General features: G+C 35.9%; 26 protein-coding genes. 25 read left to right on the plus strand and 1 reads right to left on the minus strand.

Features of this window, described 5'->3' with window-relative positions:
* Nucleotides 1–168: 168 nt before the first annotated feature.
* Nucleotides 169–1,863 (minus strand): ShlB/FhaC/HecB family hemolysin secretion/activation protein, encoded by a 1,695-nt coding sequence (locus tag J8L88_RS11480; RefSeq protein WP_211060798.1) that lies wholly within the window; start codon nt 1,861–1,863, stop codon nt 169–171.
* A 183-nt stretch (nt 1,864–2,046) separates the two neighbouring features.
* Here J8L88_RS11480 and rpsL point away from each other — a divergent pair, with 183 nt between their 5' ends.
* The 25 genes from rpsL to secY all read left to right on the plus strand — a co-directional run bounded on the left by rpsL (nt 2,047) and on the right by secY (nt 15,709).
* On the plus strand, nt 2,047–2,421 hold the full coding sequence (gene rpsL / locus J8L88_RS11485; protein ID WP_024770883.1) for a 30S ribosomal protein S12: 375 nt from the start codon (nt 2,047–2,049) through the stop codon (nt 2,419–2,421).
* 23 nt (nt 2,422–2,444) lie between these two features.
* Nucleotides 2,445–2,921 carry a 30S ribosomal protein S7 gene (rpsG, locus tag J8L88_RS11490; protein WP_027392555.1) on the plus strand — a complete coding sequence of 159 codons (477 nt, stop codon included), beginning with the start codon at nt 2,445–2,447 and terminating at the stop codon, nt 2,919–2,921.
* Between the two features lie 12 nt (nt 2,922–2,933).
* A complete protein-coding gene (fusA, locus tag J8L88_RS11495; RefSeq protein ID WP_211060799.1) occupies nt 2,934–5,060 on the plus strand; it encodes an elongation factor G in 2,127 nt (708 codons plus the stop codon).
* Nucleotides 5,061–5,070: 10 nt separating this feature from the next.
* Nucleotides 5,071–5,376 (plus strand): 30S ribosomal protein S10, encoded by a 306-nt coding sequence (gene rpsJ, locus J8L88_RS11500; RefSeq protein WP_010181931.1) that lies wholly within the window; start codon nt 5,071–5,073, stop codon nt 5,374–5,376.
* Between the two features lie 148 nt (nt 5,377–5,524).
* Nucleotides 5,525–6,142 (plus strand): 50S ribosomal protein L3, encoded by a 618-nt coding sequence (gene rplC / locus J8L88_RS11505; RefSeq protein WP_027392553.1) that lies wholly within the window; start codon nt 5,525–5,527, stop codon nt 6,140–6,142.
* Complete coding sequence (gene rplD / locus J8L88_RS11510; RefSeq protein WP_118387132.1) at nt 6,142–6,771, plus strand: 50S ribosomal protein L4; 630 nt, start codon at nt 6,142–6,144, stop codon at nt 6,769–6,771. The genes rplC and rplD overlap by 1 nt, the downstream gene beginning before the upstream one ends.
* Before the next feature lie 5 nt (nt 6,772–6,776).
* On the plus strand, nt 6,777–7,067 hold the full coding sequence (gene rplW / locus J8L88_RS11515; RefSeq protein WP_027392551.1) for a 50S ribosomal protein L23: 291 nt from the start codon (nt 6,777–6,779) through the stop codon (nt 7,065–7,067).
* A gap of 9 nt (nt 7,068–7,076) precedes the next feature.
* Nucleotides 7,077–7,901: a 50S ribosomal protein L2 gene (gene rplB / locus J8L88_RS11520; RefSeq protein ID WP_118387130.1), complete on the plus strand. Its 825-nt coding sequence runs from the start codon at nt 7,077–7,079 to the stop codon at nt 7,899–7,901.
* Nucleotides 7,902–7,907: 6 nt separating this feature from the next.
* Nucleotides 7,908–8,186: a 30S ribosomal protein S19 gene (gene rpsS / locus J8L88_RS11525; RefSeq protein WP_027392549.1), complete on the plus strand. Its 279-nt coding sequence runs from the start codon at nt 7,908–7,910 to the stop codon at nt 8,184–8,186.
* Nucleotides 8,187–8,194: 8 nt separating this feature from the next.
* The gene (gene rplV, locus J8L88_RS11530; RefSeq protein ID WP_027392548.1) at nt 8,195–8,602 is read left to right on the plus strand and encodes a 50S ribosomal protein L22; all 408 of its coding nucleotides are present in this window, start codon (nt 8,195–8,197) and stop codon (nt 8,600–8,602) included.
* 10 nt (nt 8,603–8,612) lie between these two features.
* Nucleotides 8,613–9,338, plus strand: a complete 726-nt coding sequence (gene rpsC, locus J8L88_RS11535; RefSeq protein WP_091411336.1) for a 30S ribosomal protein S3 — start codon at nt 8,613–8,615, stop codon at nt 9,336–9,338.
* A gap of 20 nt (nt 9,339–9,358) precedes the next feature.
* Nucleotides 9,359–9,778: a 50S ribosomal protein L16 gene (gene rplP / locus J8L88_RS11540; protein ID WP_118387128.1), complete on the plus strand. Its 420-nt coding sequence runs from the start codon at nt 9,359–9,361 to the stop codon at nt 9,776–9,778.
* 12 nt (nt 9,779–9,790) lie between these two features.
* Nucleotides 9,791–9,985 (plus strand): 50S ribosomal protein L29, encoded by a 195-nt coding sequence (gene rpmC / locus J8L88_RS11545; protein WP_118387126.1) that lies wholly within the window; start codon nt 9,791–9,793, stop codon nt 9,983–9,985.
* 12 nt (nt 9,986–9,997) lie between these two features.
* Nucleotides 9,998–10,255, plus strand: a complete 258-nt coding sequence (gene rpsQ / locus J8L88_RS11550) for a 30S ribosomal protein S17 (RefSeq protein ID WP_027392544.1) — start codon at nt 9,998–10,000, stop codon at nt 10,253–10,255.
* 2 nt (nt 10,256–10,257) lie between these two features.
* Entirely contained in the window at nt 10,258–10,626 is a 369-nt protein-coding gene (rplN, locus tag J8L88_RS11555) for a 50S ribosomal protein L14 (RefSeq protein WP_027392543.1), read from the plus strand.
* A 13-nt stretch (nt 10,627–10,639) separates the two neighbouring features.
* A complete protein-coding gene (gene rplX, locus J8L88_RS11560; protein ID WP_118387124.1) occupies nt 10,640–10,951 on the plus strand; it encodes a 50S ribosomal protein L24 in 312 nt (103 codons plus the stop codon).
* A gap of 2 nt (nt 10,952–10,953) precedes the next feature.
* Complete coding sequence (gene rplE / locus J8L88_RS11565) at nt 10,954–11,505, plus strand: 50S ribosomal protein L5 (protein WP_118387122.1); 552 nt, start codon at nt 10,954–10,956, stop codon at nt 11,503–11,505.
* Nucleotides 11,506–11,507: 2 nt separating this feature from the next.
* Nucleotides 11,508–11,777 carry a 30S ribosomal protein S14 gene (gene rpsN, locus J8L88_RS11570; protein ID WP_118387120.1) on the plus strand — a complete coding sequence of 90 codons (270 nt, stop codon included), beginning with the start codon at nt 11,508–11,510 and terminating at the stop codon, nt 11,775–11,777.
* 68 nt (nt 11,778–11,845) lie between these two features.
* Nucleotides 11,846–12,244 carry a 30S ribosomal protein S8 gene (gene rpsH / locus J8L88_RS11575; protein ID WP_091411328.1) on the plus strand — a complete coding sequence of 133 codons (399 nt, stop codon included), beginning with the start codon at nt 11,846–11,848 and terminating at the stop codon, nt 12,242–12,244.
* A 20-nt stretch (nt 12,245–12,264) separates the two neighbouring features.
* Nucleotides 12,265–12,807 carry a 50S ribosomal protein L6 gene (gene rplF, locus J8L88_RS11580; protein ID WP_027392539.1) on the plus strand — a complete coding sequence of 181 codons (543 nt, stop codon included), beginning with the start codon at nt 12,265–12,267 and terminating at the stop codon, nt 12,805–12,807.
* A gap of 10 nt (nt 12,808–12,817) precedes the next feature.
* The gene (gene rplR, locus J8L88_RS11585; protein ID WP_118387118.1) at nt 12,818–13,174 is read left to right on the plus strand and encodes a 50S ribosomal protein L18; all 357 of its coding nucleotides are present in this window, start codon (nt 12,818–12,820) and stop codon (nt 13,172–13,174) included.
* Between the two features lie 6 nt (nt 13,175–13,180).
* A complete protein-coding gene (rpsE, locus tag J8L88_RS11590; protein ID WP_027392537.1) occupies nt 13,181–13,705 on the plus strand; it encodes a 30S ribosomal protein S5 in 525 nt (174 codons plus the stop codon).
* A gap of 11 nt (nt 13,706–13,716) precedes the next feature.
* Nucleotides 13,717–13,896: a 50S ribosomal protein L30 gene (gene rpmD / locus J8L88_RS11595; protein ID WP_211060800.1), complete on the plus strand. Its 180-nt coding sequence runs from the start codon at nt 13,717–13,719 to the stop codon at nt 13,894–13,896.
* 9 nt (nt 13,897–13,905) lie between these two features.
* Nucleotides 13,906–14,358, plus strand: a complete 453-nt coding sequence (gene rplO / locus J8L88_RS11600) for a 50S ribosomal protein L15 (protein WP_027392535.1) — start codon at nt 13,906–13,908, stop codon at nt 14,356–14,358.
* A 10-nt stretch (nt 14,359–14,368) separates the two neighbouring features.
* Nucleotides 14,369–15,709, plus strand: coding sequence for a preprotein translocase subunit SecY (secY, locus tag J8L88_RS11605; protein ID WP_027392534.1), 1,341 nt, complete (start codon nt 14,369–14,371; stop codon nt 15,707–15,709).
* Nucleotide 15,710 lies beyond the last annotated feature (1 nt).

Consider the following 15,710-nt stretch of genomic DNA (forward strand, 5'->3'; position numbering starts at 1 on the left):
TTGGTGTTTTGGTTTTGGGCGGTGGTAATACAGCTTTTTTTGTTTCTAAGTCCTTTGGTACTCTAAGATGAATAAGGTTTTGGTTTAACGCGAAAGATCTCCGATCTTGAGGGGGTGTAGGCTTTTTTTGGTTATTGATTTTTGTGATTTTTTTAAGGAAGATGAGTGTTAAAATGATGCATTTAGGCTTAAATGAACCTTTGTGTTGGAGAATTTGAAGTTGGAATCACTGCTTTTTCCGTTTGCGAAAATTATTTTAAATAGACCAGTTTGTGTGTTTAAGCCAAGGCCTATTCCAAAACTTGTGAGGTTGTCTGATATTTTGTTGGTTTCGTCTTCAAAATAGGAATAATCTATAATCGAATGGATGTACAAGTTCGAAGATAGGATGTATTGATATTCGGTGTTTAAAACATTAAAAAGGGAGGCGTTGATGCTGTTTTCTTCAAATCCTCTAATTGAATTAATACCTCCAAATCTAAAAAGTTCATTTGTAAATAGGTTGTCAGAAAAAATAACGGAAGCAGTGTTTTTTATTAGTACAGAGTTTCTTTGGTTTAATTCGAAAATAGAACCAAGACTAAGGGAACCTTTTGTTTGATTTAAATTAGTGTTATCAGTTCTTCTTGATCCAAATTCAATTTCTATATTATAAAAATTTTTTATTGGGAATAAGTTTTTGTTTTGTCTTCTGGTGTGGTTGAAGCCTATTCCGAAGAATGATGAGTCGTAATCGTTGATATTGAGTGAAGGCAGGGGGTTGTCAAGAAGGTTGTTTGAGGAAACTGAGGAATACCCTAGCCATATTTTATTTTTATCACTGATTAGGTAATTAAGATTGATATTTTGCTCGGTTATCAAAAAGCTGGAATCTTTTTTGAATATTTCTAGGCCTGCTTCAATACCAATTGGTGTTTTAAGGATGTAAGGTAGCGTGATATTAGCTTGAAACCTTTGTTGTTCATTTCCGTCGCTTTTGTAGATTAGATTTAGTCTTTCTCCAAAATTTAAATTATTGACAAGATTTAGATTTAGATATCCGTTTAGTTCCAAGTTTCCGGATTCTGTGTCTGTTGAGAATCCAAGAAAACCATCAAAATTGTTTGCTGATTTTTTTTCTAAATATAAGTATACTTTTGTTGAGTCTTTTTCGAATAGAACTTCTGGTGCCTTGATGTTTTTGGCAAAACCTAGGTTGTCGATTGTTAGAGATTTTTTTAAAATATCATTCTTTTTAAAAATTGCCCCTTTGCGTATTCTGCTATTATATTTTAAGTAAGAAAAAGGGAACTTGCTGTATCCTTTGATTATAATGTCGTCGATTTTTCTTATGTTACTCTTTGAACTAATAAGTTTTGCGGATATTTCGTTGCCGTGTTTTGTGATTCCTATTAATGATAAGTTACTAAATGTATTTCCTTGGTTTACGAGGAAGTTTGTTAGGAATTGAATTGTTTTCTCTGTGTTTTTTAAGGGTATTGAGAAGTGTTTTTCTGTAATTTCTGTGGATATTTGTTCTAGGATATTACGCGGTATAGACTCCTTGTTGTATTGGATTCTTATTTTTTTGTATTTTTTGTTTAGCTCGAAAACACCTCTAAATGTGGAGTCAGATGTTTTTTTTAGTTCTAATAGTTGAGAGTCTAAATATCCTGATTCTAGTAATTTCTTTTGAGTTTTTATTATCTCTTCTTTTAAATCTAGAAAGTTTTTGAAAGTCTTAGTGTATTGGGTGCTATCTATTTTTTGTGTTTCTAGAGTGTCTTTTCCTTTAATGCTTAGGTTTATAATTGGATTTTGTGCGCTACAAAATGAATGTATACATATAATAAGGACAAGGATGTGTAATGAATGAGTTTTCAAATTTCTTTTTAATACTGCTAAAATAACGGAAAATACAGGGATTTCTTACGGTTAGACAATATGATTTTAAATCTGTTTGAAAATTAATGCGTTAGGATTTGAATTGATAAAAAATATTTCTACCTTTGCAGCCCTCATAAAAGAGGTAATTAAAAATATTTTAATAATAGTGTAAAGCAAATTATGCCAACAATTTCACAATTAGTAAGAAAAGGTAGAGCCAAAATAACTAAGAAGAGTAAATCGGCTGCTTTGGATTCGTGCCCGCAACGCCGCGGTGTTTGTACGCGTGTTTATACTACTACACCAAAGAAACCAAATTCAGCTATGCGTAAAGTAGCTCGTGTTAGGTTAACTAATGGTAAAGAAGTAAACGCATACATCGGTGGTGAAGGTCACAATCTACAGGAGCACTCGATAGTATTAGTTAGAGGTGGAAGGGTAAAAGATTTACCAGGAGTTAGATATCACATTGTACGTGGAGCTTTAGACACCGCTGGTGTAGAAGGAAGAACGCAACGTAGATCTAAGTATGGTGCAAAACGCCCTAAGAAGTAATTAAAAAACTTTAAGAAGAAGACATGAGAAAAAGAAAGGCTAAAAAAAGACCTATTTTGCCGGATCCACGTTTTAACGATCAGTTAGTGACTCGTTTTGTAAACATGATGATGTGGGACGGAAAAAAATCGGTTGCTTTCAAAATTTTCTATGATGCTATTGATATCGTAGAAGAGAAAAAACAGAACGAAGAAAAAACAGCTTTAGAGATGTGGAAAGATGCGTTGTCTAACGTAATGCCACATGTAGAGGTAAGAAGTCGTCGTGTTGGAGGTGCTACCTTCCAAATTCCTAACCCAATTAGACCTGATAGAAAGATATCTACTGCTATGAAGTGGTTGATTCAATTTTCTCGTAAGAGAAATGAAAAGTCTATGGCTCAGAAACTTGCTGCGGAGATAATTGCAGCAGAAAAGGAAGAAGGAGCTGCGGTAAAGAAGAGAGTAGATACCCATAAGATGGCTGAAGCAAATAAAGCATTCTCACACTTTAGATTTTAATCACGAACAGAAATGGCTAGAGATTTAAAATATACAAGAAATATAGGAATTGCTGCGCATATTGACGCAGGAAAAACTACGACTACCGAACGTATTTTGTATTATACTGGGGTGAGTCATAAGATAGGTGAGGTGCACGATGGGGCTGCAACAATGGACTGGATGGAACAGGAGCAAGAAAGAGGTATTACTATTACTTCTGCTGCAACCACTTGTGAGTGGAAGTTTCCTACAGAAAATGGTCAGGCAGTTTCGGATACCAAAGGATATCATTTTAATATTATTGATACTCCAGGGCACGTTGATTTTACGGTAGAAGTAAATCGTTCATTACGTGTTCTTGATGGGTTAGTATTCTTGTTTAGTGCTGTAGATGGTGTAGAGCCTCAATCAGAAACTAACTGGAGACTAGCTGATAATTATAAAGTGCCTCGTATTGGATTTGTGAATAAAATGGATCGTCAAGGATCTAACTTTATGGCTGTATGTCAGCAAGTTAAAGATATGTTAGGGTCTAATGCTGTGCCAATTGTAATGAATATTGGTGACGAGGCGGATTTTAAAGGTATTGTAGATTTAGTAAAAAATCGTGCTATCGTTTGGCATGATGAAACACAAGGATCTACTTTTGATGTAATCGATATTCCTGAAGAATTAAAAGAAGAAGCGGCTGAATTAAGAGGTAAGCTTATAGAAGAGGTTGCGGCTTATGATGAGAATCTTCTTGAAAAATTTATGGAAGATGAGGATTCTATTACAGAAGAAGAAGTACACGCTGCACTTAGAGCTGCTGTTATGGATATGTCTATCATTCCTATGATTTGCGGATCTGCATTTAAGAATAAAGGAGTTCAATTTTTATTAGATGCGGTATGTCGTTACTTGCCTTCTCCAACAGATAAAGAAGGTATCGTGGGGGTTAACCCTAATACTGATCAAGAAGAAACACGTAAGCCTGATGTGAAAGAACCTTTCTCAGCTTTAGCTTTTAAGATTGCTACAGATCCTTTTGTAGGTCGTTTAGCATTTTTCCGTGCATATTCGGGTCGTTTAGATGCAGGTTCTTATATATTGAACAACCGTTCTGGTAAAAAAGAGCGTATTTCTCGTATTTATCAAATGCACTCTAATAAGCAGAATGCTATTGATTTTATTGAGGCAGGTGATATTGGTGCTGCTGTAGGGTTTAAAGATATCAAGACTGGTGATACTATGACTGATGAAAAGAATCCTATTGTTTTGGAATCTATGGATTTTCCAGATCCAGTAATTGGTATTGCAGTGGAGCCTAAGACAAAAGCTGATGTAGATAAGTTAGGTATGTCTTTAGCAAAACTTGCTGAAGAAGATCCAACGTTTACAGTAAGAACAGACGAAGCTTCAGGACAGACAATTATTTCTGGAATGGGTGAGCTTCACTTAGATATTATTGTTGATCGTTTAAAGCGTGAATTTAAAGTAGAAGTTAATCAAGGTCAACCACAGGTTGAGTACAAAGAAGCTATTACTCAGGCTGCTGATCACAGAGAGGTTTATAAAAAGCAATCTGGTGGTCGTGGTAAATTCGCAGATATTGTATTTACAATTGAACCAGCTGCTGAAGGTGAAGTAGGTCTTCAGTTTGAATCTGCAATTAAAGGTGGTAACGTTCCTAAAGAATTTATACCTTCAATTGAGAAAGGATTCAAAATGGCGATGGCTAATGGTCCTTTAGCTGGGTATGAAGTTGATGCTATGAAAGTAACATTGAAAGATGGTTCTTATCACGATGTGGATTCTGATCAATTGTCATTCGAATTGGCGGCTAAGTTAGGGTTTAAAAACTCGGCAAAAGCTGCAAAAGCTGTGATAATGGAGCCTATTATGAAATTAGAAGTTATTACTCCAGAAGAAAATATGGGTGATATCGTAGGTGATCTTAACAGACGTAGAGGACAAGTTAGTGATATGGGTGATAGAGCAGGTGCAAAAACTGTAAAAGCTACTGTGCCACTTTCAGAAATGTTCGGTTATGTTACTACATTAAGAACATTGTCATCTGGTAGAGCAACATCTACTATGGAATTTTCTCACTATGCTGAGACTCCTTCTAATATTTCAGAAGAAGTGATTGCAGCAGCAAAAGGAGTTAACGCTTAATTTTACAGAAATGAGTCAAAAAATTAGAATAAAACTAAAATCTTACGATCATAATTTGGTAGATAAGTCTGCAGAGAAGATTGTTAAGACCGTTAAAAGTACTGGAGCTGTGGTTACAGGCCCGATTCCATTACCAACACATAAAAAGATTTTTACAGTATTACGTTCTCCGCACGTTAATAAGAAATCTAGAGAGCAGTTTCAATTAAGTTCTTATAAAAGACTTTTGGATATTTATAGCTCGTCTTCAAAAACAATTGATGCGTTAATGAAGCTAGAGTTACCGAGTGGAGTTGAAGTTGAAATCAAAGTTTGATAAAGCTTCTAAGTAAGAAAATCTTACGATAAATGTCCCGAGCTGCGTGCGAGGGAAAAACGGCAAAAGAATACATTCAGGGTTGAAGTATTTTGACCCTGTTTTTTTGCAAAATAATAAGTGAAATACTAATTAATAATTAATAAATATGTCTGGGTTAATAGGAAAAAAGATCGGTATGACCAGCATCTTCGACGAAAATGGAAAGAATATTCCATGTACAGTTATCGAAGCTGGACCATGCGTGGTTACCCAAGTCAGAACTGAAGAAGTTGATGGTTACAAAGCTGTTCAGCTAGGTTTCGATGACAAAGCAGACAAAAATGCTACAAAAGCGGCTTTAGGTCACTTTAAAAAAGCAGGAACTGTTGCTAAACGTGAAGTTGTCGAATTCCAAGGTTTTGATGAGGAGTACAAATTAGGTGATACGATAACAGTAGAGCACTTCGTAGAAGGAGAGTTTGTAGATGTGTCTGGTACATCAAAAGGTAAAGGTTTTCAAGGAGTTGTTAAGAGACATGGTTTCGGCGGTGTCGGACAGGCGACTCATGGTCAACATAATCGTTTAAGAGCTCCAGGTTCGATTGGAGCGGCATCTTATCCAGCTAGAGTATTCAAAGGAATGCGAATGGCAGGAAGAATGGGTGGAGATAAAGTAAAAGTTCAAAACTTAAAAGTGTTAAAAGTAGTTACTGAAAAGAATCTGCTTGTTGTGAAAGGGTGTGTACCTGGACATAAAAATGCTTATGTAACTATTCAGAAGTAATGAAGGTAGCAGTAATTGATATTAACGGAAAAGAAACAGGTAGAAAGGTAGACCTTTCTGATGCTGTTTTCGGTATAGAACCAAACGATCATGCTGTATACTTAGATGTGAAGCAGTATTTGGCTAATCAACGTCAAGGAACTCACAAGGCTAAGGAGCGAGCTGAGATTGTAGGTAGTACAAGAAAGATAAAGAAGCAAAAAGGAACTGGTACAGCGAGAGCAGGTAGTATTAAATCTCCTATCTTCAAAGGTGGGGGTAGAATTTTTGGTCCTAGACCACGTAACTATTCTTTTAAATTGAATAAGAATTTAAAAAGATTAGCGCGTAAATCTGCACTAAGTATTAAAGCAAATGACAAAGCTATTACAGTTGTTGAAGACTTTACTTTTGATACAATAAAAACAAAGAATTTTACTGCTGTTTTAAAGTCTTTGGGGCTTGAGGGTAAAAAATCTTTATTTGTGTTGGGAGAGTCAAATAAAAATGTATATTTGTCGTCACGCAATTTAAAAAGTTCTGAAGTTGTAACTTCCTCGGAATTAAGTACTTATAAGATACTTAATGCGAAGAATGTTGTGCTTTTAGAAGGTTCTTTGAAAGGAATTGAAACGAATTTAAGTAAATAGAAGCCATGAGTATCTTAATAAAACCTATTATTACGGAAAAGGCTACTGCTGATAGTGAGGTGTATAACCGCTATGGTTTTGTAGTTGATAAAAAAGCGAATAAGGTAGAGATCAAAAAAGCAGTTGAAGCTGCTTATGGAGTATCTGTTACTAAAGTTCGAACTATTAATGTCCGTCCGGACCGTAAAACTCGTTATACAAAAACGGGTATGGTTACTGGTAAAACAAAAGCTATTAAAAAAGCTATTGTACAGGTGGCGGAAGGTGATGTAATTGATTTATATAGTAATCTTTAAGACTAAGAAATGTCAGTAAGAAAATTGAAACCAATTACCCCAGGTCAGCGTTTTAGAGTAGTTAATGGGTACGATGCCATTACTACTGATAAGCCGGAAAAAAGCCTATTGGCTCCGAAAAAAAGATCTGGAGGTAGAAACAATCAAGGAAAAATGACCATGCGCTACAAAGGTGGTGGTCATAAAAAAAGGTATCGTATTGTTGATTTTAAACGTGATAAGCAGGGAATTCCTGCTACCGTAGCAACAATAGAGTACGATCCAAACAGAACTGCTTTTATCGCGCTTCTAAATTACCAAGATGGTGAGAAGCGTTATATTATAGCTCAAAACGGTCTACAAGTTGGTCAGAATGTTGTTTCTGGAAGCAATGTTGCTCCTGAAATAGGAAATGCAATGCCGCTTAGTGATATTCCATTAGGTACAATCATATCTTGTATAGAGTTACGTCCTGGTCAAGGTGCTGTTATGGCGCGTAGTGCTGGTTCGTTTGCTCAGCTTATGGCTAGAGATGGTAAGTTTGCAACTGTAAAATTACCTTCTGGAGAAGTGAGATTAGTGTTAGTTAATTGTATGGCTGCTATAGGAGCTATCTCTAACAGTGATCATCAGCTAGTTGTAGGTGGTAAAGCAGGTAGAGGAAGATGGTTAGGTCGTCGTCCTCGTACAAGACCAGTAGCTATGAACCCTGTTGATCATCCAATGGGTGGTGGAGAAGGTCGTTCGTCTGGAGGTCACCCTCGTTCTAGAAAAGGTCTTCCTGCTAAAGGATTTAGAACCCGTTCTAAGACGAAAGCGAGTAATAAATATATTGTAGAACGTAGAAAGAAATAATAAGATATGGCACGTTCATTAAAAAAAGGACCTTACATTCACTATAAGTTAGAGAAAAAGGTAGCTGCGAATGTAGAGGCTAATAAAAAGACTGTGATAAAAACTTGGTCAAGAGCATCAATGATATCTCCGGATTTTGTTGGTCAAACGATCGCAGTACATAATGGTCGCCAATTTGTTCCTGTATATATTACAGAGAATATGGTAGGTCATAAACTAGGAGAATTTTCGCCAACACGTTCTTTCAGAGGGCACGCTGGTGCTAAAAATAAAGGTAAAAAATAATTTAAGCTATGGGAGTTCGTAAAAGAGAAATGGCAGAAAGAATTAAGGAAGAGAAAAAGCAGATTGCTTTTGCTAAACTTAATAACTGCCCTACTTCACCTCGCAAGATGCGCTTAGTAGCAGATTTGGTACGTGGTGAGAAAGTTGAAAGAGCGCTTCATATTCTTAGATTTAACCCTAAAGAAGCATCACGTCGTTTAGAAAAGTTATTGCTTTCTGCGATAGCTAACTGGCAAGCGAAGAATGAAGACGCAAACATCGAAGAAGCAGACCTTTTTGTAAAAGAGATTCGTGTAGATGGAGGTAGTATGTTAAAAAGACTACGTCCTGCTCCACAAGGTCGTGCACACAGAATAAGAAAACGCTCTAATCACGTTACAATCGTGGTTGCAGCAAAAAATAATACACAAAGCTAATATAAATAGTATGGGACAGAAGACAAATCCAATCGGAAATCGCCTTGGTATCATCAGAGGATGGGAGTCCAACTGGTATGGAGGTAATGACTACGGTGACAAACTTGCCGAAGACGATAAGATTAGAAAGTACGTACACGCACGTTTATCTAAAGCTAGTGTATCTAGAGTAATTATTGAGCGTACGCTTAAACTTGTAACCGTTACTATCACTACTGCTAGACCTGGTATTATTATCGGAAAAGGTGGTCAAGAGGTAGACAAGTTAAAAGAGGAGCTTAAGAAAATTACAGATAAAGAAGTTCAGATCAATATCTTTGAAATTAAGAGACCAGAACTTGATGCATTTCTAGTTGGATCTAGTGTTGCTAGACAAATTGAGAGTCGTATCTCTTATCGTCGTGCAATTAAGATGGCTATTGCGGCTGCAATGAGAATGAATGCAGAAGGTATCAAAATTCAGATTTCAGGACGTTTGAATGGAGCTGAGATGGCGCGTTCAGAGTCTTATAAAGATGGTCGTATTCCTTTATCAACGTTTAGAGCTGACATAGATTATGCTTTAGTTGAGGCACATACTACTTATGGTAGATTAGGTGTAAAAGTATGGATTATGAAAGGCGAAGTATATGGTAAGAGAGAGCTTTCTCCTTTAGTTGGTCTTTCTAAGAAACAAGGAAAAGGAGGCGATAGAGCCGGACGAGGTGGAAATAATAAATCACGTCGTAGAAAGTAATTTTTTAAAGTAAATTAACAATGTTACAGCCTAAAAGAACAAAATTCCGTAAACAACAAAAAGGACGTATGAAAGGTCTTGCTCATAGAGGGCATACTCTTTCTAATGGAACTTTCGGAATTAAATCATTAGATTCAAGTTTTGTTACTGCTAGACAAATAGAAGCAGCACGTATTTCTGCTACTCGTTATATGAAAAGAGAAGGTTCTCTGTGGATTAAGATTTTCCCAGACAAGCCTATTACAAAGAAACCTCTTGAAGTACGTATGGGTAAAGGAAAAGGAGCTGTAGAATATTGGGCAGCAGTAGTAAAACCGGGAAGAATCTTATTTGAGATCAGTGGTGTCCCTTATGATGTAGCTAAAGAAGCATTACGCTTAGCTGCTCAAAAGTTACCAGTAAAAACTAAGTTTATCGTAGCTAGAGATTATCAAGCTTAATAATTGAAGATTATGAAACAATCACAAGTAAAAGAGTCATCTACAGCTGAATTGCAAGAAGAACTTGGTAAATATCGAAAAGAATATTCAGATTTAAAAATGGCTCATGCGATGTCTCCATTAGAGAATCCTTTACAGTTGCGTAAAGTAAGAAGATCTATTGCAAGAATGGCTACTGAGTTAACTAAAAGAGAATTAAACGGTTAATTCTGCTGAAAGATGGAAAAAAGAAACTTAAGAAAAGAGCGTATAGGTGTAGTTACTAGTAACAAGATGCAAAAATCAATCGTTGTTGCTGAAGTAAAAAAAGTAAAACACCCGATGTACGGAAAGTTCGTGTTGAAAACAAAGAAATATGTTGCACACGACGAGAAAAATGACTGCAATATTGGTGATACTGTAAAGATCATGGAAACAAGACCTATGAGTAGAACCAAATGCTGGAGATTAGTAGAAGTAATTGAAAGAGCGAAGTAATTATGGTACAACAAGAGTCTAGATTAAAAGTAGCAGACAACACAGGTGGTAAAGAAGTTTTAGTTATCCGTGTTTTAGGTGGTACAAAAAGAAGATACGCCTCTGTAGGAGACAAGATCGTTGTCAGTGTTAAAGAAGCAACTCCTAATGGAAACATTAAAAAAGGAGCGGTTTCTACTGCAGTTGTAGTTCGTACCAAGAAAGAAGTGCGCAGACCAGATGGTTCTTATATTCGTTTCGACGATAATGCTTGTGTTCTTTTGAACCCTGCAGGAGAAATGAGAGGAACACGTGTTTTTGGTCCTGTGGCAAGAGAACTTCGTGATAAACAGTTCATGAAGATTGTTTCACTAGCGCCAGAAGTGCTTTAATAGTATAGCAAAGATGACAAAGCTAAAAATTAAATCAGGAGATACAGTAAAGGTTATCGCTGGAGACAATAAAGGTCAACAGGGAACTGTACAGAAAGTATTGAAAGATAAGAACAAGGCAATTGTAGAAGGTGTAAACCTAGTGTCTAAACACCAAAAGCCTAGTGCTGCTAATCCACAAGGTGGTATAGTGAAGCAAGAAGCAGCTATTCATATTTCTAATTTAACATTGTTAACCTCTAATGGGGATGCAACTAGAGTAGGGTATAGAGTAGAAGGAGATAAGAAAGTAAGATTTTCTAAAAAATCTAATGAAGTAATATAGTTATGGCTTATATCCCAAGACTAAAACAAGAGTATAAGGACAGAGTAATGTCTACTCTTACAGAAGAATTCAGTTATAGTAATGTAATGGAAGTGCCAAAACTTAAAAAAATTGTTTTAAGTAGAGGTGTAGGTGCAGCTGTAGCTGATAAAAAGTTAATTGACTACGCTGTGGATGAATTAACAATGATCACAGGTCAAAAAGCCGTTGCTACAATTTCTAAAAAAGATGTTGCGACTTTCAAGTTACGTAAAGGAATGCCAATTGGTGCTAAGGTTACGTTAAGAGGAGAAAGAATGTACGAATTTTTAGATCGTTTAATTACTTCAGCTTTACCTCGTGTAAGAGATTTTAATGGAATTAACGCTACTGGTTTTGATGGTAGAGGTAATTATTCATTAGGAATTACTGAACAGATCATTTTCCCGGAGATTGATATTGATAAAGTGAACAAGATTTCAGGAATGAATATCACTTTTGAAACTTCAGCAAATACGGATAAAGAAGCAAAATCATTGTTAACAGAACTAGGGTTACCTTTTAAAAAGAATTAATTATGGCTAAAGAATCAATGAAAGCCCGTGAGGTGAAGAGAGCAAAAACAGTTGCTAAATATGCTGAAAAACGTAAAGCTTTAAAAGAAGCTGGAGATTATGATGCATTACAGAAACTTCCAAAAAATGCGTCTCCAATCCGTATGCATAATCGTTGTAAATTAACAGGAAGGCCAAAAGGATATATGCGTCAATTTGGTATTTCTCGTGTTACATTTAGAGAGATGGCTAATCAAGGATTAATTCCAGGAGTAACTAAAGCTAGTTGGTAATAACAAAAAATTAATTGATCTCAGGTTCGATTATACTAATTGAAAACCAAGATCATAAATTATATACAATGAATACAGATCCTATAGCAGATTATTTAACCAGAATACGTAATGCAAATAGTGCTCAACATAGAGTTGTTGAGATTCCTGCATCGAAGGTTAAAAAAGAGATCACTAAGATATTATTCGATCAGGGATATATTTTAAGTTATAAATTCGAAGATAATACAACACAAGGTAGTATTAAGATAGCTCTTAAATACAATAAACTAACAAAAGAACCTGTAATAAAAGAATTACAAAGAATCAGTAAGCCTGGTTTGCGTAAATATGCAGGATCTAGCGAGATACCAAGAATTCTTAATGGATTAGGTATTGCGATTGTTTCTACTTCTCACGGTGTAATGACTGGTAAACAGGCTAAGCAAGAGAATGTAGGTGGTGAAGTACTTTGTTACGTATATTAACAGTATAAAAGACAAAAGAAATGTCAAGAATAGGAAAAAATCCAGTAACTATTCCGTCTGGTGTCACTGTAGAAGTGACAGGTAATGTTGTTACTGTTAAAGGAAAATTAGGAGAGCTTACACAAGAGATAGATGCTATCAATGTGAAAGTAGAAGAAGGTCAGGTTGTTCTAGAAAGACCTACGGAAGCTAAGGATCATAAAGCAAAGCATGGCTTGTACAGAGCTTTGATTAACAATATGGTACAAGGTGTTTCTGAAGGTTTTACTAAAGAGTTGGAATTGGTTGGAGTAGGTTATAGAGCTTCTAATCAAGGACAAAAATTAGATTTAGCTTTAGGTTTCTCTCACAATATCGTTTTAGATGTTGCTCCAGAAGTGAAAATAGAGACTATATCAGAAAAAGGTAAAAACCCGATCGTAAAATTAACTTCCCATGATAAACAATTGGTGGGACAGGTAGCTGCTAAAATTAGAGGTTTCCGTAAGCCAGAACCTTACAAAGGTAAAGGAGTTAAATTCGTAGGAGAACAATTAAGAAGAAAAGCAGGTAAATCTGCATAATAACGAAGTTATGGCATTCTCAAAAGATTTAAGAAGATTAAAAATCAGAAAGCGAATCCGCGGTAAAGTAAGCGGAACAGAACAACGTCCTAGATTATCTGTTTTTAGAAGTAATAAAGAAATCTATGCGCAAATCATAGATGATGTTACCGGTAAGACTATCGGTTCAGCTTCTTCAAGAGATAAAGATATTGCTGCTGCATCAGGTAATAAAGCAGAAAAGGCAAGCTTGGTAGGTAAAGCCCTTGCTGAAAAAGCTAAGGAAGTTGGTATAGATACCGTATCATTTGATAGAGGTGGATATTTATATCACGGAAGAGTAAAATCATTAGCTGAAGGAGCTAGAGAAGCAGGACTTAAATTCTAAGAAATTATGTATCAAAAATATAAAAACGCAGAATTAGTAAAACCAAGTGGACTTGAATTAAAGGATCGTTTAGTTGGAGTACAACGTGTTACTAAAGTAACTAAGGGTGGTAGAGCATTTGGATTCTCTGCTATTGTAGTTGTAGGAGATGAAAACGGTGTTGTAGGTCACGGTTTAGGTAAGTCTAAGGAAGTTGCTGAAGCTATTGCAAAAGCAGTGGAAGACGCTAAGAAAAATTTAGTCCGTATACCATTAACTAAAGGAACATTACCTCATGAACAAAAGGGTAAGTACGGTGGAGCAAGAGTATTATTAATGCCTGCTGCAACTGGTACAGGAGTTATCGCGGGTGGAGCTATCCGTGCGGTATTAGAATCAGTTGGTGTTCACGATGTACTTTCTAAAAATCAAGGATCGTCTAACCCACACAATGTGGTGAAAGCAACGTTTGACGCTTTATTGCAAATGCGTAGTGCAGAGCAAGTAGCAAAACAACGTGGTGTTTCACTTGAAAAAGTGTTTAAAGGATAAATATAGGAACGATGGCAAAGATTAAAGTTAAGAAGATAAAAAGCGCTATTAACCGTACTCAGAGACAAAAAAGAACTTTAGAAGCTCTAGGGCTTAAAAAGATTGGTCAGGTTGTTGAGCACGAAGACACTCCTAATATCCTTGGGATGGTAAATAAAGTTAAACATTTAGTTTCTGTAGAAACAAAATAATATAAGCACATGGATTTAAGTAACTTAAAACCTGCTGCAGGTTCAGTAAAAAATAACAGTAAGCGATTAGGTCGTGGTCAGGGTTCCGGAAAAGGTGGAACTGCTGCTCGTGGTCATAAAGGAGCGAAATCTCGTTCTGGATACTCTAGAAAGATAGGATTTGAAGGTGGGCAAATGCCTCTTCAAAGACGTGTACCAAAATTTGGTTTCACTAATATCAACAGAAAAGAGTATCAAGGGATAAACCTAGATACGCTACAGAAGTTAGTTGATGCTGGTAAAATAACTGACACAGTTGATCTTGACGTGTTATTAAATACACGTCTTGCAGGAAAGAATGATTTAGTTAAGATACTGGGAAGAGGTGAGTTAAAGGCTAAATTAAAAGTCACAGCTCATAAATTTACAGCCACTGCAAAAGCAGCTATAGAAGCAGCAGGTGGTGAAGCAGTAACCTTATAAAAGACATTTCATGAAATTTATTGATACAATAAAAAACATTTGGAAAATTGAAGAACTAAAAAATAGAATTCTAGTTACACTGGGATTGCTTTTGGTTTATCGTTTTGGAGCGCAGGTAGTTTTACCTGGAGTTGATGCGGCAGAATTAGCTAATTTGGGTACTCAAACTCAAGATGGTTTATTAGGGTTGCTTAATGCATTTACAGGAGGAGCATTTGCTAATGCTTCTGTATTTGCTTTAGGGATTATGCCTTATATATCCGCTTCTATTGTTGTTCAGTTGATGGGGATAGCTATTCCTTATTTGCAAAAACTACAAAAAGAAGGAGAAAGTGGAAGAAAGAAAATTAATCAGATTACGCGTTGGTTAACAATTGCGATTACCTTGGTTCAAGGTCCTGGTTATATTTATAACTTGTTCGCTACACTACCTCCTGCTGCCTTCAGTACGGAAATAAGTCAAACTGTTTTCGTTGTATCATCTGTAATAATATTAACTACTGGATGTATATTCGCTATGTGGTTGGGTGAGAAGATTACCGACAAAGGTATTGGTAATGGTATTTCATTATTGATAATGGTTGGTATTATCGCTACTTTACCTCAATCATTTGTTCAGAATTTTATTTCTAGAACATCTGGTGAAGGTGGAGACATTATAATGGTGTTGATAGAACTAGTGATATGGTTTGTAATAATATTGGCGTCTGTATTATTGGTAATGGCTGTTCGTCAGATTCCTGTGCAGTATGCTAGAAGAACTGCTAGTGGAGGGTATGAAAAGAACGTTTTTGGTTCAAGACAATATATTCCATTAAAGTTGAATGCTTCAGGAGTGATGCCAATTATATTTGCTCAAGCTATTATGTTTATCCCTGCTGCTGTTGCTGGTCTTTCTGAATCAGAAACTTCGCAAGGAATAGCTGCTGCTTTTAGCGATATTTTTGGATTATGGTATAATTTATTATTTGGATTATTAATCATAATATTTACATATTTCTATACTGCTATTACCGTTCCAACTAATAAAATGGCTGATGATTTAAAAAGAAGTGGTGGTTTTATACCTGGAATTAGACCAGGTAGTGAGACTGCAGAGTATTTAGATAAGATCATGTCACAAATAACATTACCAGGATCTATTTTCCTAGCGTTAATTGCTGTTTTTCCTGCAATAGCTGTAAAGCTTTTAGGTGTTCAACAAGGTTGGGCATTGTTTTTCGGTGGGACTTCATTATTAATTATGGTTGGAGTTGCTATAGATACAATGCAACAGGTTAATTCATATTTATTGAATAGGCATTATGATGGATTGATGAAAACTGGTAAAAATAGAAAAGCGGTAGCATAAA

The organism is Aquimarina sp. MMG015, assembly GCF_018100855.1.
Classification (GTDB): domain Bacteria; phylum Bacteroidota; class Bacteroidia; order Flavobacteriales; family Flavobacteriaceae; genus Aquimarina; species Aquimarina latercula.

Excerpts from the sequence above, each read along its gene's own strand:
- rpsL (WP_024770883.1), top strand. The coding sequence starts at position 2,047 with ATGCCAACAATTTCACAATTAGTAAGAAAAGGTAGAGCCAAAATAACT.
- rpsG (WP_027392555.1), top strand. The coding sequence starts at position 2,445 with ATGAGAAAAAGAAAGGCTAAAAAAAGACCTATTTTGCCGGATCCACGT.
- fusA (WP_211060799.1), top strand. The coding sequence starts at position 2,934 with ATGGCTAGAGATTTAAAATATACAAGAAATATAGGAATTGCTGCGCAT.
- rpsJ (WP_010181931.1), top strand. The coding sequence starts at position 5,071 with ATGAGTCAAAAAATTAGAATAAAACTAAAATCTTACGATCATAATTTG.
- rplC (WP_027392553.1), top strand. The coding sequence starts at position 5,525 with ATGTCTGGGTTAATAGGAAAAAAGATCGGTATGACCAGCATCTTCGAC.
- rplD (WP_118387132.1), top strand. The coding sequence starts at position 6,142 with ATGAAGGTAGCAGTAATTGATATTAACGGAAAAGAAACAGGTAGAAAG.
- rplW (WP_027392551.1), top strand. The coding sequence starts at position 6,777 with ATGAGTATCTTAATAAAACCTATTATTACGGAAAAGGCTACTGCTGAT.
- rplB (WP_118387130.1), top strand. The coding sequence starts at position 7,077 with ATGTCAGTAAGAAAATTGAAACCAATTACCCCAGGTCAGCGTTTTAGA.
- rpsS (WP_027392549.1), top strand. The coding sequence starts at position 7,908 with ATGGCACGTTCATTAAAAAAAGGACCTTACATTCACTATAAGTTAGAG.
- rplV (WP_027392548.1), top strand. The coding sequence starts at position 8,195 with ATGGGAGTTCGTAAAAGAGAAATGGCAGAAAGAATTAAGGAAGAGAAA.
- rpsC (WP_091411336.1), top strand. The coding sequence starts at position 8,613 with ATGGGACAGAAGACAAATCCAATCGGAAATCGCCTTGGTATCATCAGA.
- rplP (WP_118387128.1), top strand. The coding sequence starts at position 9,359 with ATGTTACAGCCTAAAAGAACAAAATTCCGTAAACAACAAAAAGGACGT.
- rpmC (WP_118387126.1), top strand. The coding sequence starts at position 9,791 with ATGAAACAATCACAAGTAAAAGAGTCATCTACAGCTGAATTGCAAGAA.
- rpsQ (WP_027392544.1), top strand. The coding sequence starts at position 9,998 with ATGGAAAAAAGAAACTTAAGAAAAGAGCGTATAGGTGTAGTTACTAGT.
- rplN (WP_027392543.1), top strand. The coding sequence starts at position 10,258 with ATGGTACAACAAGAGTCTAGATTAAAAGTAGCAGACAACACAGGTGGT.
- rplX (WP_118387124.1), top strand. The coding sequence starts at position 10,640 with ATGACAAAGCTAAAAATTAAATCAGGAGATACAGTAAAGGTTATCGCT.
- rplE (WP_118387122.1), top strand. The coding sequence starts at position 10,954 with ATGGCTTATATCCCAAGACTAAAACAAGAGTATAAGGACAGAGTAATG.
- rpsN (WP_118387120.1), top strand. The coding sequence starts at position 11,508 with ATGGCTAAAGAATCAATGAAAGCCCGTGAGGTGAAGAGAGCAAAAACA.
- rpsH (WP_091411328.1), top strand. The coding sequence starts at position 11,846 with ATGAATACAGATCCTATAGCAGATTATTTAACCAGAATACGTAATGCA.
- rplF (WP_027392539.1), top strand. The coding sequence starts at position 12,265 with ATGTCAAGAATAGGAAAAAATCCAGTAACTATTCCGTCTGGTGTCACT.
- rplR (WP_118387118.1), top strand. The coding sequence starts at position 12,818 with ATGGCATTCTCAAAAGATTTAAGAAGATTAAAAATCAGAAAGCGAATC.
- rpsE (WP_027392537.1), top strand. The coding sequence starts at position 13,181 with ATGTATCAAAAATATAAAAACGCAGAATTAGTAAAACCAAGTGGACTT.
- rpmD (WP_211060800.1), top strand. The coding sequence starts at position 13,717 with ATGGCAAAGATTAAAGTTAAGAAGATAAAAAGCGCTATTAACCGTACT.
- rplO (WP_027392535.1), top strand. The coding sequence starts at position 13,906 with ATGGATTTAAGTAACTTAAAACCTGCTGCAGGTTCAGTAAAAAATAAC.
- secY (WP_027392534.1), top strand. The coding sequence starts at position 14,369 with ATGAAATTTATTGATACAATAAAAAACATTTGGAAAATTGAAGAACTA.